Below are 25792 nucleotides of genomic sequence, written 5' to 3'. Positions count from 1 at the left end.
GGAGTCAGTTATAGGCGGATGCGGAGCACGGGCGCCCTACGCCAGCGGCCACGGTGTGGAGAACGCTGAGAGACAGAGGGCGTCTGAGACGACTGGGAAGTACCATCCATAGCGGAGCGACCAACCCCCTCGCCCCACCGGGGCGGGGGCGTCTTGGCCAGAACGGACTGTCCTCGTGAACGGACGCCCATAAGGACGCCACTCGTCCCCATGAGGGTGCCACTCCTCCGCCTGGGCACGCCTGGCCGCTGGGGGGTGGGGGAGCCGACGCATTGGCACAGTGCCATAGCCCACGCAACACAGCTCCACCGTCACCCGCACGTCCGGCCCAGCAACGCCGCAAACCCGCCCACTCCGCCATTCGGCCTACGACATTCCTCCCAACTCCACGTACCCTGAGGCCATCATGCCAGGCACCGATAAGCCAGCCACCGATATAAGCGTTCAGGCCACCGGACTCCGCAAGGCGTACACCGTCACCGAAAAGGCGCCGGGTTTCGTCGGCAGCCTGCGGGCTTTCATCAAGCCCCAGACGCGCACGGTGGAGGCCGTGGGGGGCGTGGATTTCAGCCTCCATAGCGGCGAGATGGTCGGCTTCCTCGGCCCCAACGGCGCGGGCAAAACGACGACGCTCAAGATGCTCTCCGGGCTGCTGCACCCCTCCGGCGGAACGGTGAGGGTGCTGGGGCACGAGCCGCGAAGGCGCGAGGCGGCGTTTCTGCGGCGAATCACGCTGGTGATGGGCCAGAAACAGCAACTGCTGTGGGATCTGCCTGCCCAGGACAGCTTTCTGGTCAACCAGGCCATCTACGAGATCAGCGACGCCGAGTTCAAGGCGACCATGCGCGAATTCGACGAGGTACTGGATCTGTCGGGCATTCTCAGCAAGCAGGTTCGCAAACTCAGCCTGGGCGAGCGGATGAAGTGTGAACTGGCCGCTGCCCTGCTTCACCGACCAAAAGTGCTGTTTTTAGACGAGCCGACCATCGGGCTCGACGTGAACATGCAGGAGCGCATCCGCGAGTTCGTGCGCGAGTACAACACCAGATACGGTGCCAGCGTGATGCTGACCAGTCACTACATGGCCGACGTGACCGCGCTGTGCAGCCGTATCCTGGTCATCGACGGCGGCAGGCTGGTGTTCGACGGCGACCTGGCCAGCCTCAGCAGCGGCCCGGCGGCCCGCAAGACCATCCGGCTGCAACTCGGCGCCCCGGTGACCGAGCAGCAACTGGCCGAGTACGGCGAAGTCACCTCGCTCGATGGCCTCAACGCCGAACTGACCGTGCCGCGCAGCGAAGTCAGTGCCCGCGCCGCCGCGCTGCTGACCAACCTGAACGTCGCCGACCTGACGGTGGAAGACCCGCCCATCGAGCAGGTCATCGGGCGGCTGTTTCGCAGCGAGGCGAGGGCGGAAGATTCCGGAGCACGTCCAGCCGAGGTGGTGGGCGTATGAACCAGAATCCTCTGAACCGGGCTTTCTTCAACAAGCTGCGGGTCATCGGCCTGACGCAGTTCGCGCACATGACCATCTACCGCGCCGAGATCGTGATCTGGATGCTGTCGGGCACGCTGAGCCTCATCATGGGCCTGATCTGGATGCAGCAGGCCGACTCGGCACCGGGCGGCAAGATCGGCGGCTACAGCGCCCGCGATTTCGCCAGTTATTTTGTGGCGACCTGGGCCACCGCCCAACTGCTGGTCACCTGGGTCGGCTGGGAGCTGAGTTTCGACATCCGGCAGGGCACGCTCTCGCCCAAGCTGCTGCGGCCCCTCGATCCGTTCTGGACGCACTATGTCAATCACCTGGCCGAGCGGCTGGTCCGGCTGCCCGCCATGCTGATCCTGATGACGGTGTTCATGCTGGCGACGGGCGCGCGCTTCGGCACCGACCCGAAGCTGTGGCTGGCCTACGCCGCGCTGGTCGCCTTGGGCTTCCTGTTCCGGTTTTTCTGGGAATACTGCATCGGGCTCCTCGCCTTCTGGTTCGAGGCCACCGACAACTTCCAGGAGATCGTCTGGGTGATGTACATCTCGCTGGGCGGGCTGCTGGCGCCGCTGAGCCTGTATCCAGTGGCCGTGCAGAACGTGGCCCGCCTCACGCCCTTTCCCTACATGCTGGGCCTCCCCTGCGACCTGATTACCGGTAAGGCGGGCCTGAGCGAAGCATTGCGCGGCGGCCTGGTGCTCCTGGGCTGGACGCTGGCTTTCGGGCTGCTGCGGGCCTGGGTCTGGAGGCGGGGCGTGGGCAAATACGGGGCGGTGGGCGCATGAGATTCCTGCGCCTTATCCGCATCTACGTCGGTGCCAGCCTGAGCACCCAGCTCGCCTACCGGGCCAACTTCGTGGCGGCGATTCTGGGCAGCCTGGCCAACCTGGCGACAGGTCTGCTGGGTGTGCTGCTGTTCTACTCGCGGCCTGAGATCGGGGACCTGGGCGGCTGGAGCCTGAACGCCGCGCTGATGGTGGTTGGATTCTTCACGCTCACCGAGGGCGTCATCAGCATCTGGTTGCGGCCCAACCTGACCCAGCTCGCCGAGGGCATCCGCACCGGCACGCTGGATTTTCTGCTGCTCAAGCCGGTTGACGCCCAGTTTCAGCTCTCGTTCCGGAATCTTGATGTGCTGCGGCTGCCCGACCTGGTGCTGGGCATCGGCCTGATCGTCTACGGCGCAGCCAAACTGGGCACGGTCACGCCCTGGAACGCGCTGCTGGGCACTTGTCTGTACCTGAGCGCGGTGGCGATGGTCTACGCCATCTGGTTTATCCTCAACACCTCGGCCTTCTGGCTGGTCAACGTGCAGAACATCGGCGAGCTGTTCCAGGGCGTGTTCAGTGCCGGGCGCTACCCGGTGCAGGCGCTGCCAACCTGGATTCGCCCGGTGCTGACCTTCGTGGTGCCGGTGGCCTTCGTCACCACCATTCCGGCCCAGGCCCTGCGCGGCGAGGTGGGGACCAGCCTGGCGCTGCTCAGCCCGCTGGTGGCAGGCGTGATGCTGGCCCTGTGCCGCCTGGTCTGGGTGCGGGCGCTGGGAAGTTATACGAGCGCGAGTAGTTGAGGAGGATTGTGGGAAGTGGGTTGTGGGTTGTAGAAACGGAGTGGGGACGGAGGTGGGCGGGCCATCTTTCTGGCGGACGGGGAGTAGGCTGCTCGGCATGACCGCGCCTATAAACCTGTCTCCCGACTCCTCGATGCAGCCGCTGTACGGGCGCATCGGCGCTGCCGCGCTGCACGAACTGGTGGGGCGTTTTTACGGCCTGGTGGCCGAGCACCCCGACCTGGCCCCCATCTTCCCCGCCGACCTGAGCCTGACCGCCCACAAGCAGGAGGCTTTCCTGAGCGGCTTTCTGGGCGGCCCGCCGCTGTATCAGCAGGAATTCGGGCATCCCCGGCTGCGGATGCGCCATATGCCCTTTGCGATTACCCCGGCGCGGGCGCGGGCCTGGCTGAGCTGCATGGGCGCCGCGCTGGACGCCACGCCCAGCATCGGGCGGGCCGACGCCGACGAACTGCTGGTGGCCCTGAGCCGGGTCGCCGCCGCGATGGTGAACACCGAGGACGATTCACAAAAGGACAGGACATGAGCGCCGACTACGGCCTGGAGCTGATCGAGGCCGAGATTCTGTATACGGGAATGGGGCTACCGATCAGAAATGGGGCCGTGGTGGTCAGCGCTCAGACCATCGCGGCAGCCGGGGACGCGGCGCAACTCCGGGCGCAGTATCCGCAGGCCCGGACCGGACGCCAGGTCAGTGTCGTCTCGCCGCCGCCGGTCAACGCACACGCGCATCTGGACATGTCCGATTACGCGTTTCAGGCGCTGCCGTACTTCCGCTGGATTCCGGAAGTCGTGATCGCGGGCCGATCTTTGCGGGGACTGGCCGGAGCAAGGCGCGGGCTGGAGACGGTGCAGGCGTCAGGCACGGCAGCCCTGGGCGACATCGTCTGGCCGGGCACGCCAGAAGTGATGGAGTGGCTACTGACTGAGGCTGAGATGTCCGGTGTGGCCTACTGGGAGGTGCTCGACCCCAACCCGGCCAGCGCCGAGGCGACGTTTCATCAGGTCGTGCTGGACGTGGAGCGCTTCCGGACACTCGAACGGCCCGGCGGGATGCGGCTGGGATTATCTCCGCACGCGGCGCACACCGTCTCGCACAAGCTGCATAAGCTGCTGGCCGACCTCGCCCGGCGCGAGGGGCTGCCGATGCAGATTCACGTCGCCGAGCATCCGAGCGAACTGGAGTTGTTCAGCAGCGGCACGGGGCCACTGGCTGAGAGCTTTCTAAGGATGGTGGGCTTCACGACGCCAGGTCTGAGCCTTGCTGAAACACTGGGACGCGAGCCCGGCCCCGATCTGACCCCCGTTTCATACCTGGCCGACCTGGGCGTGCTGGACGCCCGGCCCACGCTGATTCACATGGTCAACGTGACGCCCCAGGACATCAGACTGGTGGCGCAGTCGGGCTGCGCGGTGGTCACCTGCCCGCGCAGCAACGCCAATCTGGAGTGCGGCACCTTCGGCTGGGCCGAGTTCGCGGCGGCGGGCGTGGAGGTCGCGCTGGGCAGTGACAGCGTGGCGAGCGGCGAAACGCTGAACATCCACGACGAGTTCCGGGCGGCGCGGGCCATCCATCCTGACCTCGATCCCCGGCTGCTGGTCCGGGCGGCGGTCAAGGGCGGACACAGGGTGCTGGGCAGCAAGGCACCATTTCTGCGGCGGGGCGAAGTCTGGGATGAGCGCTATCTCTGGCCGGAGCGACCATGAGCAAAGCCGGTTCAGCCGTTACTGGGCGGGTTTGACGGGCGGCTGGGTGCCGCTGGCGAGGCAGGTGCCGCGCACATCGTTGGCGTCGCCGGAACGGGATAAGCTCAGCACGCCGACCACCGGGTTGCTGCTGGTGTAAGGCGCCGTGCAGGTGTAGCGGTTGAGGCCGCCCGGCACCGCCTCGTTCCAGGTAAAGGTGACTTTCTTGAGCTGGTCGTTGTTGGTGTACGACACGAGCTGAAAATCGGCGGTGTTCAGGCGCCGGGCCACGTCCTGGTCGTAGACGCTGACGGTGGCGCTGCCGTCTTGCACCTCGACGAGCCGGGGCACGGCCAGCGTCTTGCTGAGCGTCTGAGCGCCGAGTTGCCCGCTGAGGGTCCAGGTCTGCCCGATGTACAGCGGCCCGACCCGGCGCGGCGAGGTCGTGTCGATGATGGTGCTGAGGTTGACGGCGGGCGCGCAGGCGCCCAGGCCCAGGGGCAGCAGCAGCAGCGACCGGCGGGCGATGAAGGTGACGGTGGACATGCCGCCCAGCATACGGGGTCTTGGTGAGGAGGAAGTTCGGAAGCGTGAGCACGGGGTAAAGACGCTTTCGGGTGCGCGGCGGCCAGCCTGCGCTGTACCCTTTTGCCCATTTACACTGAGCGCCATGCCGCTGCTCACGCTTAACCCCACCGACCCGCGTGCCCTGACGCTGATGGACGCCCAGCGCCGGGAGCTGATTGCCCTCTACGACGACGAAGCCTCTACTGAACCCTTCGGTCCAGAGGCGCTGCGCGGTGGCGTGCTGCTGGGCTTTGAAGACGGCGGAGCACTGGTCGCTATCGGCGGTCTCAAACCGTGGACTGACGAAAGCGGCAGCGCCGAGATCAAACGGATGTACGTGGCGCCACAGGCGCGGGGGCGCGGGCTGGGCAAACTGATTCTGGCCGCCCTGATCGCCTGGGCGCGGGAGCACGGCGTCAGGCGAGTGGTGCTCGAAACCGGGAACCGGCAAGCGGAGGCGGTCGGGCTCTACACCGGCGCGGGCTTCGCGCAGATTCCCAACTTCGGCTACTACGCGGGCCTGGACGCCAGCCTGTGCTTCGAGCTGGTGCTGGAGCCCTGAAATGCCGCAGCGCCGCGACGGTCAAGTCTGGGCGGGGCCGACCGTATTGAGCACCGGACACTGACCAGAGAGCCACGAACCCCCCACCCGATTTTCGCTAGATTGAACGGCGATGACCACGCCGACCCGCTCGCAGCGCTCCAACACCCGCCGAATCCGGGCTGCGCTGGCCCTGCTGACCCTCAGCGCCGTGCTGGTCGGCTGCCCCAAAAAGGCGGGCACGGCTGACAGCGGCACTGGCGGCGACGCCAGCAGCGACCCCTGCCGCGACGAATTCGTGGCCGGTCAGCCGACGACCAGTACCAGCACCGAACTGCTGTGCCACGACGAATACATCAGCGTCTACGATCCGGCGAGGAAGGTGCCGCTGGTGGTCGCCGAGAAGCTGCAACCCGGCGAATTCGACGGCTCGGTCAGGCGTGAAGGCAATCAGTTCCGGCCCGACCCCGGCGCCTCGCAGAGCGCCACCATGAACGACTACACCAGGTCCGGCTACGCACGCGGGCACATGGCTCCGGCGGGCGACTTTTCCGGCACCGAGGCGGCCATGAACCAGTCGTTTTATTTTTCCAACGTCGTGCCGCAAAACAGCGCCATGAACAGTGGCCTGTGGTCACGGCTCGAACGCGCCACCCGCGACTGCGCCAAGCAGCTCGGCACGCTGTACGTGCTGACCGGGCCGGTGTTTGAAGGCGACACCACGACCGTCGGTTCAGGCGACGTGGCGGTGCCCAGCGCCATCTACAAAATCATGGTGTCGGGCGGCAGGTCACGCGCCTTCGTGGTGCCGAATCAGGAGGCGTCCAAGCGGAGGCTGCCCCAGAACCGCCGCACGATCCGCAGCAACGAAACCTCGGTAGACGAGGTGCAGCGCCTCACCGGCCTGAGCTTTTTCCCGGCGGGCGGCGTGAGCACCGGCGACACGGACGAGTTTTGCAACAACGTCTTTGCCAGCAAGTGAGCACGTCCGTATGGCAAGTGAACACGCCCGTATGAACGCCATTGCGCCGGGGGCTCCCGTCAGTACGCTGGAGCTGTTTCTGGACCTGGTGTTCGTCTTCACCATCACCCAGCTCAGCAATCTGGTGGTGCATCCAGACGGCGCGGCGACGTACCTGCACGCCGCACTGGTGCTACTGATGGTCTGGTGGATGTACAGCGGCTACATCTGGCTGACCAGCAACGTCGGCTCCCACCGGACAAGCTACCGCCTGTTGATGTTCGGCGGTATGGGCGGCTTCCTGGTGATGGCGCTGAGCATTCCCAGCGCCTTCGGGGCGGGTGGGCTGCCGTTCGCGCTGGGCTACTTGCTGGTGACGCTGATTCACGCCGGGCTGTTTCGGCGGGCGAACAACAGCAGCGCCCAGGCCATTGGGGGCATCTTCAGCTACAACCTCACGGCAGCGCTGTTGCTGCTGGCCGCCGGACTCACGCCAGGCAACTTCAGGCCGTGGCTGTGGCTGGGCGCGGTGGCGGTGCTGCTGCTCAGCGGTGTGAAGAGGCGTGAAAGCGGGTTTCGGCTGCGCCCGGACCATTTCGCCGAGCGCCACGGTTTGATTTTGCTGATCGCGCTGGGCGAGAGCATCGTGGCGATTGGCGTCGGGATCGGGAGCGCCGCGATCACACCGGCGCTGGTGCTGGGCGCCCTGTTGGGCCTGGCGCTCAGCGCCGCCCTGTGGTGGAGCTACTTTGACCGCCTCGCCGAGGCAGGCGCCGCCAGGCTGGCCGCCGCGCCCGCCGCCGAGCAACCCCGGCTGGCCCTGCAAGGCTTCGGCTTCAGCCACGTCCTGATGATTGCGGGCATCGTCTTGCTGGCGGCGGGCGTCAAACTGGTTACCGGACGCCTGGCCGCCGCCGATCCGCTGACGGCCTGGAGCCTGGCCGCAGGCGTGAGCCTCTACCTGCTGGGCGACGTGCTGTTTCAGCGGGTCATGACGCTGGGAAACGCCCGGCGCTACGCCCTGTTCGCGGGTCTGGCGCTGCTGAGTGCGCCGCTGGGCCTGAGCGCAGGCGGCCCCCTTCAACTCGCCGCGCTGCTGGGGCTGCTCACCCTGCTGCTGCTGCTGGAAGGCCGGGCTGCCCATGCTTGACCAGACGCCCGACCTGTTCGCCCCACCGCCCGACTACGCCCCGCGCAGCACCTGGCAGCGCGACTGCTCCGGCTGCGGCGCCTGTTGCGCGGCGCCCGACATCGCGGCGCTGAACAAGCCGCTGGGCATGCCCTGCCTGCATCTGGGCACAGGCTGTCTGTGCCAGATTTACAGCGCCCGGCCCGAAGTCTGCCGCGCCTACACGCCCGACTGGGTATGCGGCGAGGTCGCCCCAGGAGTGAGCCTCGAAACGCGGGTGGCGCGGTTTCTGGAGATCTACGGGCTGGAGATGGTGGACACCGATGGGCTGGAAATTGACGAGCGACCCCGTTCAGGGATTGCGTCTTCGGGCGAGGTCTGTAGGGGCGATCAACAGGACAGATTTCGGTAACTTGAGCAGCTCTGGTTCGCCGAGCCGTATCAAGCTCAACCGTATCGACCTCAACCGTATCGACCTCAACAGCTTTATCAACCGTAACAGCTTTATCAACCTCAACAGCTTTCCAGACTCGGCAGACCTGTCATACGAGATTAAAATGAGTCCAGGCCACTCGCCGTTGACCCCTCGCCCCCTGCGGGAGAGGGAGGGAGCCGCAACGCGGCGGAAGGGTGAGGGGGGACCGTGCGGCCTTAAAGACACATGTTCGGAAGTCTTTTTAATTCCGTATCAGCCCTCAAACGACGCGAGCTGTAGATTTACGGGCTGGACGGGAAACACTGAAATAGAGCCTCTGGACCATTCAGTCCCAACTGCCCAAACCCAGCCTACCCAGTCCAGCCACGTTCGGCCAGCAGCGCATCGAGTTGGCGTTCCAGCGCCGCCTCGTCTTCCACGTTGCCGAGCACCACGTCGGCCAGCTTGCGTTTGTGCTCGGCGGGCATCTGGGCAGCGTCGCGGGCCAGGGCGGCGGCGCGAGTCAGGCCGCCCCGATTCTGAATGCGCTCCAGGCGCAATTCCAGCGGCGCGTCGACCAGGATCACGGCGCCGAATAGAGTCTGGAGTCCGCCCTCGAACAGCAGCGGCACGTCCTGCACGACGGTGCGGGCGCCCGAACGAACGGCTGCGGCTTCCAGCTCGGCCATGCGGGCACGCACGCGGGGATGCACGACGACGTTGAGTCGGGCCAGCGCCTCCGGCTGTCCAAAGACCCGCGCCGAGAGGGCCGAGCGGTCCAGCACGCCGCCGACCACCACGCCGGGAAACCCGGCCTCGATGATCGCCAGCGTTTCCGGATCAGCAGTCACGGCGCGGGCCTGCTCGTCGGCGTCGAGCACCGTAAATCCGCGCCCACGCAGCAACCGGGCCACGGTACTTTTTCCGGCGCCGATCGAACCGGTCAGGCCCAGGCGAAGCGGCGCAGGCAGTCTCATGGCCGCAGTGTATGACCTGACTGAGCCAGCCTCACATTCAGCTCCAGTTCACGCCGCGCCGGGTAAAAGCCCGTATGATGAAACGCGATGCCCAACCGCACCTCCAAGGCCCAGCTTCCCGTCCAGGCTCCGCTGCCCAAGCTCGTCCGCGCCGCCCTGAAGCTTCCGCTCGCCGCGCTGCTGACGCTGAGCCTGCTCCCCGGACTGGCCCAGGCCCAGACCACGCCTACCCCTGCTCCGGCGAGCGCGACCCCGGCCAATCCAACTCCGGCGACTACAACTCCGGCCAATCCTGCTCCGGCGACCCCTGTTCCGGCCACTGTGCCCGCTGCGCCCGCTGCGGCCAAACCCCGGCCACCGGCCAGCAGCTACGTGGCGCTGGGCGTGCTGTATTACGACCAGGGCAACTTCGACGACGCCTACCTGGCCTTCCGGGCCGCCGCCGAGGCCGACCCCAAAAACGCCGAGGCGCTGCTGGGCCTGGGCCGCACCCAGTCGCGGCTGAGGCTCTACGGCCCGTCGCTGGACACCCTGGGGCGCCTGACCACCCAGGATCCGCGCAACGTCAGCGGCTACCTGGCGCTGGCTCAGGCGTACCAGGCGCAGTATGTGGGCACCAGCGAGCGCAGCGGCGTACTGGGCAACCTCGACGCGGCGCTGAAGGTGTTGGACAGTGCCGAGGTCGCGGCGCGGGGCGGTGAGAGCGACAAGCTCGATATCAGCTTATCCAAGATCGCCAATGAGCGCGGCTACATCTACCGGCTTCAGGGCCAGAGCGCCAGGGCCATCGCCACCTTCAAGCAGGCCAATGCGCTCAACCCCGATAACGGCGTGATTCTGTACAACCTGGGCGACATGTACTACGCCACCGGCAACATCACGGAGGCGCTGGGTACGCTGCAACTGGCGGTCATCGCCAACCCCAGCGACCCGTTCAACCGCGCCTACTACGCCAAGTTGCTGGCGCTCAGCGGCAACCCCTCGGCAGCCAGGGCCGAGGCCGCGCAGGCCGCCAAACTCTCGCCGAAAAACCCGTATGCGGTGGGTCAGTACGGCGTGGTGGCGTATCTGGGCAAGGACTGGGCCAACGCCCGCACCCAGCTTCAGGCGTCCATCAAGCTCGAACCGCTGCGCTATCCGGAGTTCTATTACTACCTGGGCCGGTTGGAACTCGACCAGGCCAATCTCAAGGAGGCCCGCAACAACCTCACCAAGTCCGTGGCGCTGGCCAGCACCAACCCGGAATACCTGTATTACCTGGGTCTGTCGTATGAACGCTCCGCCGCCACCGCCGCGCCCGACAAGCTGCGGGCCATCGACTCGTACACCCGCGCCCTGAAGCTCAACCCCGGCTACAAGCTGGCCCAGGACGGCCTGAACCGCGTGAAGTGAGCCGGACAGCGGTGAACAGGATGAACGAACCGCTGGGCGCAACGCTTCCCCGGCGGTTTTAACGTGCTGGACGGAGTTCAGAGGGATCAACGCAGTCCTGTGTCTAAAGAGGACTGGTAGCGCCGCTCAGGCCGGGCAGCCGCCCTTGGGCCAGGCGCGGATGTATTTGCTGAGCGGGTCTTTGAAATCCGGGCTGCGGTAGCCGGTTTCACTGACCACCTTGCCCTTGGAGTTCAGCGCCGCACGGGCGTTCACAATCGGGCCTACGAAACCGCTCCAGTTCACGCTGATGCCGGTCAGGTGCCCGATCCGGTCATAGCTCTGGATGACGCGCAGCCGGTTGTCGGGAAAATCCTGGCCATGCTGCAAAAAACGTGGCTGGTTGCGGCTGTCCACCGTCAGGCGCACGCTGCCAACCTCACAGACCCGCAGGCGGGAGGCGGGCGTCGGCGGCGTGACCACAGGCCGTTTGACGACGCCGCCCTGCGCGTGGGCACCCACCGGCAGCAGGGCCGCGAGGAGCAGACTGATGGACGCACGTTTCCAGAACAGATGAATATGGGTCATACTTAAAAGCATTGCTCACCGAGATGTGAAAATGTTGCGGCGCATGAGGCGGTGTACCCTGGCGCCATGACGGCAAGCACCTACAACTGGCACCCTCTGCGTGTGCTGAACATCGACCCCGGCGACGTACTGGAGCGCCCCGCCGACCTGATCGCAGACGCCTAATCGCAGACGCCTGGGCGCAGCAGGCCGAGCTGGTCATCTTGCCTGTTCAGCGCCTGGACCCCACCTTCTTCGGTCCGCGAAGCGGCCAACTGGGCGAGCTGACCCAGAAATTCGTGAACTACCGCGTCCGGCTGGTGATTCTGGGTGATTTATCAGGCTACACGGCGAGCAGCACGGCGCTGAGAGACTTCATCAGCGAGTCCAACCGGGGCCAGGCCGTCTGGTTCGTGAACGATCTGGCTGAGCTGGAAACCCGCCTGACCTAACGCTCCCGCAACAGCGCCAGCACACCCTGCGCCGCCTGGGTAATCGGCGTGCCCGGCCCGAAGATACCCGCCACGCCCGCCGCTCTCAGCGCCGCGTAATCCTGCTGGGGAATCACGCCGCCCGCGATCACCAGCATGTCGCCCGCGCCCTGGTCGCGCAGCGCCTGAATCAGCGCCGGAATCAGACTCAGGTGCCCCGCCGCCTGGCTGGAGATGCCCACGACATGCACGTCGTTTTCAACCGCCTGGCGGGCGGCTTCCTGCGGCGTCTGGAACAGCGGCCCCACGTCCACGTCGAAGCCCAGGTCGGCAAAGCCGCTGGCGATCACGCGCGCGCCCCGGTCATGGCCGTCCTGGCCGAGTTTGACCACCAGCATCCGGGGGCGGCGACCCTCGGCGGTGGCAAACGCTTCTATGTCGGCCTGGAGCGCCGCGAAGCCCTCGTCTCCAGCGTAGCCCTGGGCATAGACGCCGCCCTGAAGGCTCGACTGGGCCTGATGACGCCCCCAGACGGCTTCCAGCGCCGCGCTGACCTCGCCGACGGTGGCGCGTGCCCGCACGGCCTCCACGCTGAGGGCCAGCAGGTTGCCCTCCCCACTGCGGGCACAGGCTTCCAGGGCGTCCAGCGAAGCTTTGACGGCCTGCGAATCCCGGCTGGCCTTGACCGCTTCCAACCGAGTGATCTGCGAGGCCCGCACGCTGTCGCCCTCGATCTGGCGGACCTCGATAGGCTCGGTCTCGGTCCTATACCGGTTGACGCCCACGATCACGTCCTCGCCCCGGTCGATGCGGGCCTGTTTGCGGGCCGCCGATTCCTCGATACGGAGCTTGGGCAGCCCAGAAGCGACGGCCTTCGTCATGCCGCCCAGGCCCTCGACCTCGGCGATCAGGCGGCGGGCCTCGCCCGCGAGGTCGGCGGTCAGGCGCTCCATCAGGTAGCTGCCGCCCCAGGGGTCGATCACGGCGGGGATGCCGGTTTCATGCTGCAAGATGAGTTGGGTGTTGCGGGCGACGCGGGCCGAGGTGTCGGTGGGCAGGCCCACGGCCTCGTCGAAGGCGTTGGTGTGGAGGCTCTGGGTGCCGCCAAAAATAGCAGCCAAGGCTTCTACCGTCGTCCGCACGATGTTGTTCATGGGGTCCTGCTCGGTCAGGGACCAGCCGGAGGTCTGGGTGTGGGTTCGCAGGGCGCTGGAGAGTGGATTTTTGGGCTCAAACGGGGCCAGCAGCTCGGCCCACAGCAACCGGGCAGCCCTCAATTTGGCGACCTCGGTGTAGAAATTCATGCCGATGCCAAAGAAGAAGCTCAACCGGGGCGCGAACTCGTCGATAGCCAGACCCCGGCCCAGCGCGGCGCGGACGTATTCCAGCCCGTCGGCCAGCGTGTAGGCCAGCTCCAGCGCGGCGTGGGCACCGGCTTCCTGAAGGTGGTAGCCGGAGATCGAGATGGAATTGAAGCGCGGCATGTTCTTTGAGGCGTACTCGATGATGTCGGCCACGATCCGCAAACTCGGCTCCGGCGGATAGATGTAGGTGTTGCGGACCATGAATTCCTTGAGAATGTCGTTCTGGATGGTGCCCGACAGCGCGGCAAGGTCCACGCCCTGCTCCTGCCCGGCCACGATGAAGGCCGCCAGAATCGGCAACACCGCCCCGTTCATGGTCATGGACACCGACATCTCGCCGAGTGGAATGCCGTCAAACAAAATCTTCATGTCTTCCACGCTGTCGATGGCCACGCCCGCCTTGCCCACGTCGCCGCTGACCCTGGGGTGGTCGGAATCGTAGCCCCGGTGGGTGGCCAGATCGAAGGCCACGCTCAGACCCTTTTGCCCGGCGGCCAGCCCTGCGCGGTAAAAAGCGTTGCTGGCCTCGGCGGTGGAAAACCCGGCGTACTGGCGCACGGTCCAGGGGCGGGCGGCGTACATGGTGGCGCGTGGCCCCCGCGTGTAGGGCGCCAGTCCCGGCAGGCCCGGATCAAGTCCTTCGGTATCGGCAGCCGTGTACAGCGCCTTGACGCTCAGCCCCTCGGCGCTGAGGTGGTTCAGGCTCTCAGGCCCCTCGCCGCGCAGGTCTTTGCGGGCCAGGGCCTTCCAGGCGTCCAGTGCTGCGAGTTCCAGGGGTGCGGGTGGTCCCGGTTGATCGGTCATGAACGCTCGCTCCTCGTGTGGATACTGTGGATACTGTTGTCAATGATGTGGATGACTGTCGTCGATGATAGGGCGGCGCTCGCCCCAGCACCAGCCGAGTCCGAGATAATCGTCCTCTCGTCCCAAGTCGTCCCAAGAAACAGCCAAGCAGCCGCTCACCCGATACCGTTTTATATTGAACATTCTTGGAGCAGTTCAACGGAGGCACCATGAATTCACGGATCAAGCACGCCCTCGGCGGCGCGGCACTTCTCGGCACTCTTCTCCTCTCAAGCTGCGCCCCAACCATGAGCACTGCGGGCGTGGGCATGATGGGCAAAACGGCGGACCGCCTCGGCGCCGCTCAACCGGCACGCGGCGTCATGGCGAACGGCCTGAGCCTGAGCAGCGCCCAGTTCACCAACGGCGGCACGCTGGCACTGGAGCAGGTCGGCAGCGGCAACGGCTGCACCGGCGGCAACCTCTCCCCGGCCCTGAGCTGGAGCGGCGCCCCGGCGGGCACCGTCAGCTACGCCCTGACCGCCTACGATCCCGACGCCCCCACCGGCAGCGGCTTCTGGCACTGGACCGTCTACAACATCCCGGCCAGCGCGTCCACGCTAGGCAAGGGCGCGGGTTCAGGCACCTTCGCGCTGCCTGCCGGAGCGGCCCAGGTCAACAACGACGGCGGCGCGCTCGGTTACACCGGCGCCTGCCCACCCGTCGGCGATAGCCCACACCACTACGTGTTCACGCTCTACGCCTTAAGCAAGACCATCGAGCTGCCCGCCGGAGCCTCGGCGGCGTATGTGGGCTTCAACTTCAACGGCGCCACGCTGGCCAAGACGAGCATCGTCGCCACCTACGGACGCTGAGCGGCAAAGTCTATCGAGCGCGGCCTGGGCGAGTGCGTCTGGGCCGCGTTTTTTATGGTTTCAACCGGCAGCCCGTCGCCGCGACCTTGCCGTGAAATCTCAGCTCCCAGACGGCTCCAGCCTGCATCCAGATCCACTCGCTGTTCTGGTAGAGTCCGGCATTCACACGCGGCATCAGCCCGCTCAGGTCCGGGCGCTGGCCGCTGCGAAAGCTGGAGATGACAACGGCCTGCGCAAACGGCGCGGCGACGACCTGCTGAACATTGGCGCAGATGAAGACCTGCACGGCGCCGGGTTTGAGGACCGAGTCGCCAGGAGTAGCAGGGCGGCAGGTCTGCCCGGCACCCCTGAGCCGGAGCGTCGAGCGGCCCTCAGCGTCGCGGGTCAGGTCGGAGGGCTTGAGCAGACTGACCTGACCCAGCCGGGTCAGCCGCAGCGCCCCTGGAAGGGACTCGATAAAGGCGCCCGAACCGTCGGCGCATACGAACACGCCCAGACCGTCCAGGCGACCATCCGCCTCATTGCTGATGCGGTAGCTCGTGACGGCGACAGGGATGGTCCGGCTCAGAGCAGGAGTTCCAGAACCGCCCGCCGCTGCCATGATCTGGGTCAGCGCAGCTCCAGTCAGACCCAGACGAATAAACGACCTGTTTGCAGTGCCAGTCAAACGCATCTCAAGAGTCTAATCCAGCACCCCGACTGCCACGCCGAACCCGGTCCACCCACCCCCTCATTTGCTACCCTGAACCCATGAGCGCCGCCGCGTCCCCACCCCGTCCCAAGGACACCCGCCAGCGCGAGGTGATCGCCCGGTTGTTGCGCCAGGCGCCGGGGCCGCTGGGCGTGCCGGAGCTGCACCGCCGCGCGCTGGGCGAGTTGCCGAACCTGGGCGTCGCCACCGTCTACCGGACGCTCAAGCTGATGCAGGAGCAGGGCGCGGCCCACATCGTCACGCTGGACGGCGACAACCTGTACGAAGCCAGCGGACGCGGCCATCACCACCATTTCGCCTGCCGGAGCTGCACGCGGGTCTTCACGCTGGATACCTGCCCGCTGCCGCTACCCGCTGGCACGGTCTACCCCGGCGGCTTCGTGGTCGAGGCGCACGAGGTCACGCTCTACGGGCTGTGTCCGGCGTGTGCGGCCCGGAGCTGAAGCGCCACCAGGCCCCACCTCGAACTTGCGCAACAATTGAGAATGAGTTATCATTCGCAGATTATGCGTGCATTCCACCTCATCTCGCTGCTGGCCCTGGCAACCTGCTTCAGCCTGGCCGCGCCCCTGACCATCGCCGCGCCCCTGACCATCAGCGCCAGCAATACCCTGGTGGCCGACTGGGTGCGGGCCGTCGGCGGTAAGCGGGTCAGCGTCAAGACCATCATTGCGGCGAACGCCGATCCGCACGAATTCCAGCCGAGTGCCCGCGACATCGCCGCCCTGAGCAGCAGCCAAGTGCTGTTCGTCAGTGGCGCGGGGCTGGAGCAGTGGTTGCCCAGATTGCGCGGCGCGGCGAGCACGCTGCCCATTGCCGACCTCAGCAGGGCGCCGGGCGTGGTGTTGCGCCGGGCCAGGGAATTCGACGACGGCACCGACCCGCACCTGTGGTGGAACCCCCGGAACGTCGAAAATGTGACGGCCCTGATCGCCAGTACCCTGAGCCGCCTCGATCCCGCCGGGAAGGTGGTCTACGGCAAGAATCTAGCCGCTTATCAGGCCCAACTGGTCACGCTCGACGCCTACGCCGAGAGCCAGTTCGCCAGTCTGCCGCCTGCCCGCCGCGTGCTGGTCACCAACCACGACTCGCAGGGCTACCTGGCCGAGCGTTACGGCCTGAAAGTCCTGGGCGACGTGATTCCCGGCCTGAGCACCGAGCGTGAGCCGAGCGCCCGCGAGCTGGCCACCCTGATCGACAAGGTGCGCCAGAGCAAGGCCCCGGCCATCTTCACCGAAAACACCCTCAGCCCGCGTCTGGCAATAGCGCTCAGCCGCGAAACCGGCGTCAGGGTCGCGCCGCCGCTGTACACTGACGCCCTGGGAGCCACAGGCAGCGCGGGCGAAAGCTACCTGAAAGCCTTCCGGTCCAATGTGGACACCATCGTGAGTGCGCTCAAGTGAGCGCAGAGATGAGCGCAGACATGAGCGCAGACGTGAGTGAATCTGCCGCCCTCAGACCATTCATTGACCGGTTATTGATACCTCGACCACTCATCAGGCCGCCACTTGCGATGCAGACCGTGACCCCACCCAGCTCCCCAATTACCGCCAGCGTACCCGGCCTCCCGCTCGTGGAGGTGCGCGGCCTGACCCTGCGCTACGGCGCTCAGGTCGCGCTGGAGTGCGGCGACCTGACGCTGCTGGCCGGTCAGTTCAGCGCCGTCATCGGCCCCAACGGCGCGGGCAAGAGCACGCTGCTGAGAGCCCTGGTCGGTCTGAGCGTACCGGACGCGGGCCAGATTATCTTCGCGCCGGAACTGGGCAAGCCCGTGAACGCGGTGGCGTATGTGCCGCAGCAGCAGACCCTCGACTGGGCCTTTCCGGTCACGGTCTGGGACACCGCCATGATGGGCCGCACCGCCCGGCTCGGCTGGGGCCGCTGGCCGGGGCGTTCAGACCGCGCCAAAGTGGCCGACGCGCTGGAACAGGCCGGGGTCTACGAACTCAGGGACCGCCACATCGGGGCGCTCTCAGGTGGGCAGCGGCAACGGGTGCTGCTGGCCCGGATGCTGGCCCGCGACGCCCGAATTTTGCTGCTCGACGAGCCGCTGACCGGCGTGGACGCCGCCACCCAGTTGAGAATCATGGCCCTGCTGCGCTCGCAAGCCGATGCCGGACGCGCCGTGGTGATGGTCACCCACGATCTGGAGGCCGCCGCCGCTGCCTGCGATCATCTGGTGCTGGTCAACCGCCGGATCATCGCCCAGGGCGCTCCGGAGCAGGTCTACACCCCGCACAACGTCGAGGCGACGTTCAGCAGCAGCCACCTGGGACACACCCACGCGCATGCCTGAGGGGCGGGGAGTGGGCAGTGGGGAGTGGGAAAAGGCCCGATGCCCAGTCGCCGGTTCAAACGCGGTTCAAGCGGGGTTGGATTGATTCTCAGCCAATGCAGGACGGTGTTGTTGACCCCTCTCCTGCGGAGCTGTACCAGTCGCCCCCTACGGGAGAGGGGAGCTGCGCAGCAACGGGGTGAGTCGCTAGACCTGCTTGCAGAGGAGATCACCGGGCAGCGACCCCACCCCATCCAAGCCATTCATCCTATCCCCGTTTTAGACGCCGCCAGCTCATCGGGTCCGGCCCGTGACTGAGCTCCTCGCCAGTCTGGCCGAGCCGCTGCACTACGCCTTCTTTGTACGGGCGCTTGCGGGTATCGCGCTGGTGAGCGTGCTGTGCGCCATCGTAGGAAGCTGGGTGGTGCTGCGCGGGCTGGCCTACATCGGCGACGCCATGAGTCACGCCGTGCTGCCGGGCATCGTGGGCGCGTTTTTGCTGAAGGGCAACCTGCTGCTGGGCGCCATGCTGGCCGCCGTGCTCACCGCGCTGGGCATCGGGGCCGTCGGGCGGCGCAGCGGGCTGAAACAGGACAGCACTGTGAGCATCGTCTTCGTGGGCATGTTCGCGCTGGGCCTGGTGATGCTCTCCAAGGCGCCGACCTACACCAGCGACCTGGCCAACTTCCTGATCGGCAACCCGCTGGCCGTCACCCCCGCCGATCTGTGGAGCACCCTGATCGTGACCGTCCTGGTCGGCGGCGTACTGGCCTTTATTCAAAAAGAACTGCTGCTGGTCAGCTTCGACCCCACCGAGGCGCGTTCAGTCGGGCTGCCGGTCACGCGCCTGAACAACCTGCTGCTCATTCTGGTGGGCCTGGTGGTGGTTCTCACGGTGCAACTGGTCGGCACCACCCTGAGCGTGAGCCTGCTCATCACGGCGGCTGCGGGCGCCCGGTTGCGCTCCCGCAGCCTGCGGGGCATGATGCTCGGCGCGGCCCTCATCGGCACCGGCTGCGGCCTGCTGGGCCTCTACCTGTCCTATTTTCTGGACACCGCCGCTGGGCCGACCATCGTGCTGGTGAATACGTTGGGGTTTTTGCTGATGTTGCCGTTTCGCAGGAAAGAGGGGTGATGGGGGCCACCGTGCTGGTGAATACGTTGGGGTTTTTGCTGATGTTGCCGTTTCGCAGGAAAGAGGGGTTGTAATACGGGGTTAAAATGAGTTCAGGCCATTTGCCTTTAGTCCCTCGCCCCCTGCGGGAGAGGGAGGGAGCCGCAACGCGGCGGAAGGGTGAGGGGACCACCAAGCGGCGTTACCGCTTCATGCACGCGATTCTTTTTAATTCCGTATAAGCTATCAGGGACGAAGCAAGCGGCCCAGCGCCGATTACACCTGGTGGCCCGGCTCAGGGGAGCGGCTCAGGGTGACATGCTCGGCCCTGCGCCCTGCTAGACTGAACCCATGTCCGGCTACGCGCTGCTTCTTCGACCTGGGGTTCCCAGGAGCTGAAACACGCGCCTGAACGCCCCCACGCCAGTAGCGGCAGTGGGGGCTTTTCATTGGCTGGACCGACAAGGAGCTGCCATGACGAACCCGACAACCGCCGATTACTGGAGCGCCGAGCAGTACCGAGGCCGCCACGCTTTCGTATATGAGGCCAGCCGCGACCTGGTGACCGATTGGCTCTCGCCTCAACCGGATGAGCGCATTCTCGATCTGGGCTGCGGCACGGGTGAACTCACCGCCCAGATCGCCCAGGCGGCGGGCCACGTCCACGGCATCGACGCCTCGGCCCAGATGATCGCCGGGGCGCAGGCAAAACACGTCCGTGACAACCTGAGTTTCGAGGTGCAGGACGCCCACCGTCTGCCCTACCGCTCAGGGTTCGGCGCCGTCTTCAGCAACGCCGCCCTGCACTGGATGGCGCCGCTGGGGGGCGTGTTCAGCGGCGTGGCCCGCTCGCTCATCCCCGGTGGTCGCCTGGCGCTGGAAATGGGCGGCGCGGGCAACGTGCTGGTGGTCCGCGAGTCGGTGGAGCAGGCGCTGAGCGAAGCTGGATTGCCCGCGCTGAAGCATCCCTGGATGTTCCCCAGCCCCGGCGAACTGGCCACGCTGCTGGAAGCTGCCGGGTTCACCGTGAGGCGCCTGCACCTGTTCGAGCGGCCCTCGGTCCTGGTCGGTGCGGACGGCTTCCGGGCCTGGCTGGAGGGCTTCGGCTCCGGCTGGCTCGCGCCGTTGACGCCGAAGCAGCGCAGCGCCGTGATTCGCCGCGCCGAGGAACTGGCCCGCCCCGAACTCTGGAATGGCACAGACTGGGTGGCCGACTACGTGCGGCTGCGGGCGCTGGCTCTGAGAGGCGTGTAGCTTGTGGCCTGTGGCTTGTGGGCACGGCAGGTGAGTGTGCCTGGGTCAGTTCGGGTTGCCCAGCACGGTCCTCACGGCCCCGACGAATGCCGTGACATCTTCAGTCTGACCCTGGGCGCTGTCTGCTTTGCCGCCGCCCTTGCCGCCGCTGACACTGAGAGCGGATCGGAGCAGCTCGCCCACGTGGAGATCCAGCCCGGCGCCGCGCGCGAGGCCGACCCGTCTGGCAGCGGTGGTCACGACCAGCAGTTCGCCGTCTGGTACGGCGCTCAGGGCGACGGGCAACATGGCGATGTCGTCCAGGCGCAGGGCTCTGAGACTTGCCGTTCCGAAGTGTTCCAGCGGCGCGGCGGCGATCTCGCGGCGAATCAGAGCCGTTCTGAGGCTCGCCAGTTGCGCCTCAGCCTCGCGGGCCTGGCGTCGCAGCACTTCGACTCTGGCGCTCAGGTCGGTGGGTCCGCTGCTGAACGTCGCGGCCAGCGCCCGGCTCGCCTGGTACGTCTCAGCCAGGCGGGCGGCAGCCTCTTCACCGGCCATGAAGACCACACGGGTCAGGTCACCTTTGAGGCGCTCGGTACGGAGGACAGTCACGGGGGACGCCATCGCCGCCCAGGGGACGTGAAGGCCACCGCAGGCGCTGACATCGAAGGGAACGCCGTTTACGTTCTCGCTGCGTTCTTCTTCAAAGATGACCAGCCGCACGGTGCCGGTGATCTTCGTCGTGCGGCGCAGCGGATAGCGGTCCAGTTCGGCTTCAGAAACCTCAGAGGTGCGGAGTTTCAGGGGCGTCCGGCCCAGCGTCTCCCGCAGCAACGCCTCAGCCGCCCGCACATCCGACTCGGACGGTTGCCCGGCGAGGTCGAGGGTGCATTCCGGGCCGCGCATCCCCACCGCCTGCACGGCGAAGGCCGGGTTGAGTTTGTGAAACGCCGCCGCCAGCAGATGCTCGCCGCTGTGGCGCTGCTCGTGTCGCCAGCGGACACCGGCATCGACCTCGCCGCGCACCTCATCGCCGACGCTCGGCACTGGCCCCGAAAGCGTATGCCAGATTTCGCCGCTCGCCTTGTCCTTCTGGGTGTCGGTGACAGCGCCCTCGACCAATCCGGCCTCTCCCCCATCCCAGACGAGCTTCCCCAGATCGGGATTCTGGCCGCCGCCTTCGGGATAAAAGGCGGTGGCGCTGAGGGCGACCTGCTGGCCGTCCACGCCGGTCACGCTGGCAGTGAACTCAAGCTGATGGGGCTTGGAATAGTAGAGAGCGTCTGGCATGAGCTGGAGTGTAGAGCAGACGGCATGGCGCCTGGCCGTTATGGGACGCGTTCAGGGTGACACGAGGGGACGGTGGAGATGGGCACCCCTGCGTCCAGCCCGACAATCCAGACCGACAATCCAGACCGACAATCCAGACCAAAGAAAGGGGAGCACGCCCGCAGACGCACTCCCATTTTCAACATTCAGTTCGCCGTTCAGGTTGACATATTGCCGATCAGCGCGTCGGCGAACTCGCTGGTCTTGACTTCTCTGGCGCCGTCCATGTTGCGGGCGAAGTCGTAGGTCACGATCTTCTGGTTGATGGTCTTGGTCAGCGAGGTCAGGATCAGGTCGGCGGCCTCGGTCCAGCCCATGTAGCGCAGCATCATCTCGCCGGACAGAATCACCGAGCTGGGGTTGATGACGTCTTTTCCGGCGTATTTGGGCGCCGTGCCGTGGGTCGCCTCGAAGATGGCGTGGCCCGAAACATAGTTGATGTTGGCGCCCGGCGCGATGCCGATGCCGCCGACCTGCGCGGCCAGCGCGTCGGACAGGTAATCGCCGTTGAGGTTCAGCGTGGCGATCACGTCGTAGTCGGTGGGGCGCAGCAGGATCTGCTGGAGGAAGTTATCGGCGATCACGTCCTTGATGATGACGCCGCCAGGCAGCTTGAGCCACGGCCCGCCGCCCTCTTCCACGCCACCGAACTCGCGCTTGGCCAGCTCGTAGCCCCAGTCGCGGAAGGCGCCCTCGGTGAACTTCATGATGTTGCCCTTGTGGACCAGCGCCACGCTCTTTTTGTTGTTGTCGATGGCGTACTGGATGGCGGCGCGGACCAGGCGGTCGGTCCCTTCCCTGGACACCGGCTTGATGCCCAGGCCCACCGTGTCGGGGAAACGGATGGCGGTCACGCCCATCTCTTCGAGCAGGAACGTGCGGAGCTTGTCGCGCTCCGGGGTGCCGTCCCTGTACTCGATTCCGGCGTAGATGTCCTCGGTGTTCTCGCGGAAGATAATCATGTCCACGTCTTGCGGGCGCTTGACCGGACTCGGCACGCCCTCGAAATACTGCACCGGACGCACGCAGGCGTACAGATCGAGTTCCTGGCGCAGCGCCACGTTGATGCTGCGGATGCCGCCGCCGACCGGCGTGGTCAATGGGCCTTTGATGCCGAACAGGTATTCGTTGAAGGTCGAGACGGTCTCTTCGGGCAGCCAGACGCCCTCGCCGTAGGTGTTCACGGCCTTCTCGCCCGCGTAGACCTCCATCCACTCGATCTTGCGCGTCTCGCCGTAGGCCTTGTGGATGGCCGCGTCGAGCACCCGCACGCTGGCGCGCCAGATGTCGGGGCCGGTGCCGTCGCCCTCGACGAAGGGGATGATGGGGTGGTTGGGAACCTGGAGTTTCCCGCCCTGCATAGTGATCTTTTCGCCCTGCGTCGGCACCTTGATGTGTGTGGTCATAGCGTTGACACTGTAGCGCAATGCACCCGCCCACTTCCGCGCCGGAGCTGTCACCGGGCCAGAAACCTGCGGCTGGGCCTGGGCTGGGCTGTGCGTGTGCTGCATCCCCATCACCGCCGCCTTCATCTCAGATCCTGCCTTTACATTCGATTAACTATGTGGTTCTCCATACTTTTCTGAGGGCTGAATAGTTTCATGATCTTAAGCATGAGCTTGACCTCTTGAACGCCACCGGCCCACCGAGTTGCGACCCCGCTGCGCTGGACCTGTCGGGCGCCCTCGACCCCACCGAACGCCTGGTGCGCTGCATGAAGCACCTGCACCGCCTGACCTCGGCCCGCATCATGGGCACGCTGCAACACGCCCTGCAAGGCGAGGACGTGAGTTTTACCCAGATGACGGCGCTGTATAAAGTCCGGGCCTTTTCGCCCATCAGCCTGACCCTGCTCGGCGAGCAACTCGGTGTGAGCCTGCCCGCCACCAGCCAACTGATTCAGGAACTGGTCCGGCGCGAGCTGATGGAGCGGCGCGAGAACCCCGACAACCGCCGCGAGAAGCTGCTGGCGCTCAGCGGCAAGGGCCAGGAGTTTCTGAGTACGCACGAGCGCGTCATGATGGGCGCCTACGCCGAGGTCTTCGGTGAGGTCAAGCCCACGACCCTTAACGCCGCCACCGAGGCGCTCACCGCCCTGATCGCCGAGGCCCAGACCCAGGCCCAGACCCAGACACAGGCCCTGCACCCCGACCAGCGCGACGTTTCAGCCCCCGCCCAAATTTCAGCGCCTCGAAGCCCAGCGCCCCACATCCCCAAGGAGTCCCCATGACCCAGGCCCCACGCCCACCGCTCGAACCCCAGAACCGCATCAACTACGCCGAGGTGCTGGACTTTCCCACCAAGCGCCTGATCCTGATCGGCACGCTGCTGGGCCTCTTTCTGGCGGCCCTCGACCAGACCATTGTGGCGACGGCGCTGCCCCGCATCGTCAAGGACCTCGACGGCCTGAGCCTGTTTTCCTGGGTCACCACCGCCTACCTGCTGGCCAGCACCGCCCTGGTGCCGATCTACGGCAAGCTCAGCGATATCTACGGACGCAAACCTATTCTGATGTTCGGCATCGTGGTGTTCCTGATCGGCTCGGCCCTGTGCGGCGCTGCCGGTGAGCCGTTCTTCGGTACTTTGTTCGGCGGCGGCATGATGCAGCTCGTGGTCTTCCGTGCCCTCCAGGGCCTGGGCGCCGCCGCGCTGACCTCGGTGGCGTTTTCGATCATCGCCGATATTTTTGCACCGGCTGACCGGGGCCGTTACCAGGGCTTATTTGGCGCGGTCTTCGGCATCAGCAGCGTCATCGGCCCCTTGCTGGGCGGCTTCCTGACCGACAACATTTCCTGGCGCTGGGTCTTTTACGTCAACCTGCCGGTCGGGTTGATCGCGCTGGCCTTCATCGCCAGCAAAATGCCCACCCTGGCCAGCGGCCTCAAACCCAAAATCGACTACGTGGGCGCCGTGCTGATCGTGGTCTTCAGCGTGCCGCTGCTGCTGGCCCTGACCTTCGGCGCCAACAAGACCAACGGCCTGAACTGGGGCAGCCCCGCCGTGCTGGGCCTGTTCGCGCTGAGCGCCGCCGCCCTGATCGCCTTTATTTTCGTCGAGCAGCGCCACGAGAGCCCGATCCTGCCGCTGAGCCTGTTCAAAAACCCGACCTTCGCCTGGGGCGTCACCGCCCGCTTCTTCATCGGCGCGGCGTTTCTGGGCGCCATCCTGTTCCTGAGCCTGTACCTGGTCAACGTGCAGGGCGTTTCGGCCACGGCGGCGGGCACGGCCACCATTCCGCTGACGCTGGGCCTGATCTTCGGCGCCATCATGAGCGGCCAGATCGCCTCGCGGCTGGGCTACTACAAGGGTCTGATTATCGGCGGCCTGGTGCTGATGATGCTCGGCTTTTTGCTGCTCTCGACGCTGAACGCCGACACCCCGTATGCCCGCGTGATTCTGTACATGATCGTGCTCGGCCTGGGCATCGGCCCGGCGCTGCCGCTGTTTAACCTGGCGATTCAGAACGCCGTCAAGCCCTGGGAAATCGGCGTGGCGACCAGTTCGGGGCAGTTCTTCCAGCAGCTCGGCAGCGTGGTGGGCACCGCCGTGTTCGGCGCGGTGCTGAGCAGCGGCCTGGTCTCCAACGCCGAGAAGTCCTTCAAGACGGTTGAAGTCGGACAGCCCCCCGCCGTCGTGGCGCAGCTCGAAGGGGTTCGCCAGAAGTTCAGCGGCGGCTCGGCCAGCGGCAACCGTGCAGGCGCCGCTGCCCCGACCTTCGAGCAGGTGTCCAAACGCATCACCGACGCTTTCGCCCAGCAGTACGGCGTGGTCGAAGCGGCGGTCAAGTCAGGCGACGCAACCAAGTTCGAGGCCCTCAAGACGAATCAGGCCTTGCCCGCTCCGCTGCGTCAGAATCTGAGCAACATCCCGGCCCAGACGATTGCCAGCCCGCAGGGTCAGCAGGGCGTGCTGGCGAATAGCAAAACCAACCTCGACGCCGCTCAGGCCGCCGCGCTCAAGGGCGCCCGGACCAGCTTCGACCTGGGCGCCCGCGCGGTCAAGGTGACGTTCGCCACCACCATCAGCCGCATCTACCTCATCAGCATCTTCGTGGCGCTGCTGGCGCTGCTGGCCGTACTCCCGATGCCCAACCTCAAGATGCCCACCCGCAGCAAGGGCGACGGCAGCGGCGGCGAGAAATCCAGCGGCCTGGCCTCGATGGAAGGCTGAGGCAACTGTTTTCAGAGGGGAGGCGGGCCAGACGGCTTCGCCTCCCCTTTTCTTGGTCGCCCCCTCTCCCCGCTGAGCACCCCTCTCCCGCAGGGGCTTATCGTTACCCACAAGTCAGTCATCGACCGAAGAAGAGCCGAGACTGAAGGATGACAACGGCACAATGGCAGGATGAAGTGACGTGGGCGGCGGGGATCTGGGGTGCAGCGGATTTAGGTGATCCACGACGCACC

At 66.2% G+C, this 25792-nt stretch carries 26 protein-coding genes; 19 read left to right on the top strand and 7 right to left on the bottom strand.

Features of this window, described 5'->3' with window-relative positions; all coding sequences use genetic code 11:
- Window positions 1-406: 406 nt before the first annotated feature.
- The 5 genes from Q0R23_RS17495 (at window position 407) to Q0R23_RS17475 (ending at window position 4766) form a co-directional block, all read left to right on the top strand.
- A complete protein-coding gene (locus Q0R23_RS17495) occupies window positions 407-1456 on the top strand; it encodes an ATP-binding cassette domain-containing protein (protein ID WP_293915129.1) in 1050 nt (349 codons plus the stop codon).
- A complete protein-coding gene (locus tag Q0R23_RS17490) occupies window positions 1453-2274 on the top strand; it encodes an ABC-2 family transporter protein (protein WP_293915127.1) in 822 nt (273 codons plus the stop codon). The genes Q0R23_RS17495 and Q0R23_RS17490 overlap by 4 nt, the downstream gene beginning before the upstream one ends.
- Window positions 2271-3059 carry an ABC-2 family transporter protein gene (locus tag Q0R23_RS17485; protein ID WP_293915125.1) on the top strand — a complete coding sequence of 263 codons (789 nt, stop codon included), beginning with the start codon at window positions 2271-2273 and terminating at the stop codon, window positions 3057-3059. Before Q0R23_RS17490 ends, Q0R23_RS17485 begins: the two co-directional genes overlap by 4 nt.
- Window positions 3060-3156: 97 nt before the next feature.
- Entirely contained in the window at window positions 3157-3585 is a 429-nt protein-coding gene (locus Q0R23_RS17480) for a globin (RefSeq protein WP_293915123.1), read from the top strand.
- Window positions 3582-4766, top strand: a complete 1185-nt coding sequence (locus Q0R23_RS17475; protein ID WP_293915121.1) for an amidohydrolase family protein — start codon at window positions 3582-3584, stop codon at window positions 4764-4766. The genes Q0R23_RS17480 and Q0R23_RS17475 overlap by 4 nt, the downstream gene beginning before the upstream one ends.
- An 18-nt stretch (window positions 4767-4784) precedes the next feature.
- On the opposite strand, the gene Q0R23_RS17470 is transcribed toward Q0R23_RS17475, so the two are convergent.
- A complete protein-coding gene (locus Q0R23_RS17470) occupies window positions 4785-5291 on the bottom strand; it encodes a hypothetical protein (RefSeq protein ID WP_293915119.1) in 507 nt (168 codons plus the stop codon).
- A gap of 124 nt (window positions 5292-5415) precedes the next feature.
- Between Q0R23_RS17470 and Q0R23_RS17465 the strand changes: the two genes are divergently transcribed.
- The 4 genes from Q0R23_RS17465 to Q0R23_RS17450 all read left to right on the top strand — a co-directional run bounded on the left by Q0R23_RS17465 (window position 5416) and on the right by Q0R23_RS17450 (window position 8355).
- Window positions 5416-5874: a GNAT family N-acetyltransferase gene (locus tag Q0R23_RS17465; protein WP_293915117.1), complete on the top strand. Its 459-nt coding sequence runs from the start codon at window positions 5416-5418 to the stop codon at window positions 5872-5874.
- A gap of 112 nt (window positions 5875-5986) precedes the next feature.
- Complete coding sequence (locus Q0R23_RS17460) at window positions 5987-6835, top strand: DNA/RNA non-specific endonuclease (protein ID WP_293915115.1); 849 nt, start codon at window positions 5987-5989, stop codon at window positions 6833-6835.
- Between the two features lie 31 nt (window positions 6836-6866).
- A complete protein-coding gene (locus tag Q0R23_RS17455; RefSeq protein WP_293915114.1) occupies window positions 6867-7964 on the top strand; it encodes a low temperature requirement protein A in 1098 nt (365 codons plus the stop codon).
- A complete protein-coding gene (locus Q0R23_RS17450; protein ID WP_293915113.1) occupies window positions 7957-8355 on the top strand; it encodes a YkgJ family cysteine cluster protein in 399 nt (132 codons plus the stop codon). Before Q0R23_RS17455 ends, Q0R23_RS17450 begins: the two co-directional genes overlap by 8 nt.
- 374 nt (window positions 8356-8729) lie before the next feature.
- On the opposite strand, the gene coaE is transcribed toward Q0R23_RS17450, so the two are convergent.
- Window positions 8730-9335: a dephospho-CoA kinase gene (coaE, locus tag Q0R23_RS17445; RefSeq protein WP_293915111.1), complete on the bottom strand. Its 606-nt coding sequence runs from the start codon at window positions 9333-9335 to the stop codon at window positions 8730-8732.
- 87 nt (window positions 9336-9422) lie between these two features.
- On the opposite strand from coaE, the gene Q0R23_RS17440 reads away from it, so the two are divergent.
- Complete coding sequence (locus Q0R23_RS17440) at window positions 9423-10727, top strand: tetratricopeptide repeat protein (RefSeq protein WP_293915109.1); 1305 nt, start codon at window positions 9423-9425, stop codon at window positions 10725-10727.
- A gap of 126 nt (window positions 10728-10853) precedes the next feature.
- Here the strand turns inward: Q0R23_RS17440 and Q0R23_RS17435 are convergent, their stop codons facing one another.
- Window positions 10854-11294, bottom strand: coding sequence for a hypothetical protein (locus Q0R23_RS17435; protein ID WP_293915107.1), 441 nt, complete (start codon window positions 11292-11294; stop codon window positions 10854-10856).
- Between the two features lie 203 nt (window positions 11295-11497).
- Here Q0R23_RS17435 and Q0R23_RS17430 point away from each other — a divergent pair, with 203 nt between their 5' ends.
- Window positions 11498-11725 carry a DUF4180 domain-containing protein gene (locus Q0R23_RS17430; protein WP_293915105.1) on the top strand — a complete coding sequence of 76 codons (228 nt, stop codon included), beginning with the start codon at window positions 11498-11500 and terminating at the stop codon, window positions 11723-11725.
- Here the strand turns inward: Q0R23_RS17430 and scpA are convergent.
- Window positions 11722-13872: a methylmalonyl-CoA mutase gene (scpA, locus tag Q0R23_RS17425; RefSeq protein WP_293915103.1), complete on the bottom strand. Its 2151-nt coding sequence runs from the start codon at window positions 13870-13872 to the stop codon at window positions 11722-11724. The two genes, Q0R23_RS17430 and scpA, sit on opposite strands and share 4 nt — an antisense overlap.
- A gap of 209 nt (window positions 13873-14081) precedes the next feature.
- On the opposite strand from scpA, the gene Q0R23_RS17420 reads away from it, so the two are divergent.
- The gene (locus Q0R23_RS17420) at window positions 14082-14726 is read left to right on the top strand and encodes a YbhB/YbcL family Raf kinase inhibitor-like protein (protein WP_293915101.1); all 645 of its coding nucleotides are present in this window, start codon (window positions 14082-14084) and stop codon (window positions 14724-14726) included.
- A gap of 52 nt (window positions 14727-14778) precedes the next feature.
- On the opposite strand, the gene Q0R23_RS17415 is transcribed toward Q0R23_RS17420, so the two are convergent.
- Window positions 14779-15399 (bottom strand): hypothetical protein, encoded by a 621-nt coding sequence (locus Q0R23_RS17415; protein WP_293915100.1) that lies wholly within the window; start codon window positions 15397-15399, stop codon window positions 14779-14781.
- A 77-nt stretch (window positions 15400-15476) separates the two neighbouring features.
- On the opposite strand from Q0R23_RS17415, the gene Q0R23_RS17410 reads away from it, so the two are divergent.
- The 5 genes from Q0R23_RS17410 to Q0R23_RS17390 all read left to right on the top strand — a co-directional run bounded on the left by Q0R23_RS17410 (window position 15477) and on the right by Q0R23_RS17390 (window position 20081).
- Complete coding sequence (locus Q0R23_RS17410) at window positions 15477-15881, top strand: Fur family transcriptional regulator (RefSeq protein ID WP_293915098.1); 405 nt, start codon at window positions 15477-15479, stop codon at window positions 15879-15881.
- Window positions 15882-15944: 63 nt separating this feature from the next.
- Window positions 15945-16841: a zinc ABC transporter substrate-binding protein gene (locus Q0R23_RS17405; RefSeq protein ID WP_366520454.1), complete on the top strand. Its 897-nt coding sequence runs from the start codon at window positions 15945-15947 to the stop codon at window positions 16839-16841.
- A 119-nt stretch (window positions 16842-16960) separates the two neighbouring features.
- On the top strand, window positions 16961-17734 hold the full coding sequence (locus Q0R23_RS17400; RefSeq protein ID WP_293915096.1) for a metal ABC transporter ATP-binding protein: 774 nt from the start codon (window positions 16961-16963) through the stop codon (window positions 17732-17734).
- A gap of 289 nt (window positions 17735-18023) precedes the next feature.
- Entirely contained in the window at window positions 18024-18848 is an 825-nt protein-coding gene (locus Q0R23_RS17395) for a metal ABC transporter permease (protein ID WP_293915094.1), read from the top strand.
- Between the two features lie 453 nt (window positions 18849-19301).
- On the top strand, window positions 19302-20081 hold the full coding sequence (locus tag Q0R23_RS17390) for a class I SAM-dependent methyltransferase (RefSeq protein ID WP_293915092.1): 780 nt from the start codon (window positions 19302-19304) through the stop codon (window positions 20079-20081).
- A 45-nt stretch (window positions 20082-20126) separates the two neighbouring features.
- On the opposite strand, the gene Q0R23_RS17385 is transcribed toward Q0R23_RS17390, so the two are convergent.
- Complete coding sequence (locus Q0R23_RS17385; RefSeq protein ID WP_293915091.1) at window positions 20127-21350, bottom strand: alanyl-tRNA editing protein; 1224 nt, start codon at window positions 21348-21350, stop codon at window positions 20127-20129.
- A gap of 197 nt (window positions 21351-21547) precedes the next feature.
- Window positions 21548-22795, bottom strand: coding sequence for an NADP-dependent isocitrate dehydrogenase (icd, locus tag Q0R23_RS17380; RefSeq protein WP_293915089.1), 1248 nt, complete (start codon window positions 22793-22795; stop codon window positions 21548-21550).
- 221 nt (window positions 22796-23016) lie between these two features.
- Here icd and Q0R23_RS17375 point away from each other — a divergent pair, with 221 nt between their 5' ends.
- Together Q0R23_RS17375 and Q0R23_RS17370 are read left to right on the top strand one after the other, a co-directional pair.
- Window positions 23017-23619, top strand: coding sequence for a MarR family transcriptional regulator (locus Q0R23_RS17375; protein WP_293915088.1), 603 nt, complete (start codon window positions 23017-23019; stop codon window positions 23617-23619).
- Window positions 23616-25559, top strand: a complete 1944-nt coding sequence (locus tag Q0R23_RS17370) for an MDR family MFS transporter (RefSeq protein WP_293915086.1) — start codon at window positions 23616-23618, stop codon at window positions 25557-25559. The genes Q0R23_RS17375 and Q0R23_RS17370 overlap by 4 nt, the downstream gene beginning before the upstream one ends.
- Window positions 25560-25792 lie beyond the last annotated feature (233 nt).

Origin of the sequence: Deinococcus sp. (assembly GCF_025362455.1) — a bacterium.
Taxonomy (GTDB): Bacteria; Deinococcota; Deinococci; order Deinococcales; family Deinococcaceae; genus Deinococcus.
The sequence above is the reverse complement of the archived record's forward strand: the minus strand, read 5'-3'. Positions and strand labels throughout refer to the sequence as shown.

Excerpts from the sequence above, each read along its gene's own strand:
- Q0R23_RS17495 (WP_293915129.1), top strand. The coding sequence starts at position 407 with ATGCCAGGCACCGATAAGCCAGCCACCGATATAAGCGTTCAGGCCACC.
- Q0R23_RS17490 (WP_293915127.1), top strand. The coding sequence starts at position 1,453 with ATGAACCAGAATCCTCTGAACCGGGCTTTCTTCAACAAGCTGCGGGTC.
- Q0R23_RS17485 (WP_293915125.1), top strand. The coding sequence starts at position 2,271 with ATGAGATTCCTGCGCCTTATCCGCATCTACGTCGGTGCCAGCCTGAGC.
- Q0R23_RS17480 (WP_293915123.1), top strand. The coding sequence starts at position 3,157 with ATGACCGCGCCTATAAACCTGTCTCCCGACTCCTCGATGCAGCCGCTG.
- Q0R23_RS17475 (WP_293915121.1), top strand. The coding sequence starts at position 3,582 with ATGAGCGCCGACTACGGCCTGGAGCTGATCGAGGCCGAGATTCTGTAT.
- Q0R23_RS17470 (WP_293915119.1), bottom strand. The coding sequence starts at position 5,291 with ATGTCCACCGTCACCTTCATCGCCCGCCGGTCGCTGCTGCTGCTGCCC.
- Q0R23_RS17465 (WP_293915117.1), top strand. The coding sequence starts at position 5,416 with ATGCCGCTGCTCACGCTTAACCCCACCGACCCGCGTGCCCTGACGCTG.
- Q0R23_RS17460 (WP_293915115.1), top strand. The coding sequence starts at position 5,987 with ATGACCACGCCGACCCGCTCGCAGCGCTCCAACACCCGCCGAATCCGG.
- Q0R23_RS17455 (WP_293915114.1), top strand. The coding sequence starts at position 6,867 with ATGAACGCCATTGCGCCGGGGGCTCCCGTCAGTACGCTGGAGCTGTTT.
- Q0R23_RS17450 (WP_293915113.1), top strand. The coding sequence starts at position 7,957 with ATGCTTGACCAGACGCCCGACCTGTTCGCCCCACCGCCCGACTACGCC.
- coaE (WP_293915111.1), bottom strand. The coding sequence starts at position 9,335 with ATGAGACTGCCTGCGCCGCTTCGCCTGGGCCTGACCGGTTCGATCGGC.
- Q0R23_RS17440 (WP_293915109.1), top strand. The coding sequence starts at position 9,423 with ATGCCCAACCGCACCTCCAAGGCCCAGCTTCCCGTCCAGGCTCCGCTG.
- Q0R23_RS17435 (WP_293915107.1), bottom strand. The coding sequence starts at position 11,294 with ATGACCCATATTCATCTGTTCTGGAAACGTGCGTCCATCAGTCTGCTC.
- scpA (WP_293915103.1), bottom strand. The coding sequence starts at position 13,872 with ATGACCGATCAACCGGGACCACCCGCACCCCTGGAACTCGCAGCACTG.
- Q0R23_RS17420 (WP_293915101.1), top strand. The coding sequence starts at position 14,082 with ATGAATTCACGGATCAAGCACGCCCTCGGCGGCGCGGCACTTCTCGGC.
- Q0R23_RS17415 (WP_293915100.1), bottom strand. The coding sequence starts at position 15,399 with ATGCGTTTGACTGGCACTGCAAACAGGTCGTTTATTCGTCTGGGTCTG.
- Q0R23_RS17410 (WP_293915098.1), top strand. The coding sequence starts at position 15,477 with ATGAGCGCCGCCGCGTCCCCACCCCGTCCCAAGGACACCCGCCAGCGC.
- Q0R23_RS17405 (WP_366520454.1), top strand. The coding sequence starts at position 15,945 with ATGCGTGCATTCCACCTCATCTCGCTGCTGGCCCTGGCAACCTGCTTC.
- Q0R23_RS17390 (WP_293915092.1), top strand. The coding sequence starts at position 19,302 with ATGACGAACCCGACAACCGCCGATTACTGGAGCGCCGAGCAGTACCGA.
- Q0R23_RS17385 (WP_293915091.1), bottom strand. The coding sequence starts at position 21,350 with ATGCCAGACGCTCTCTACTATTCCAAGCCCCATCAGCTTGAGTTCACT.
- icd (WP_293915089.1), bottom strand. The coding sequence starts at position 22,795 with ATGACCACACACATCAAGGTGCCGACGCAGGGCGAAAAGATCACTATG.
- Q0R23_RS17370 (WP_293915086.1), top strand. The coding sequence starts at position 23,616 with ATGACCCAGGCCCCACGCCCACCGCTCGAACCCCAGAACCGCATCAAC.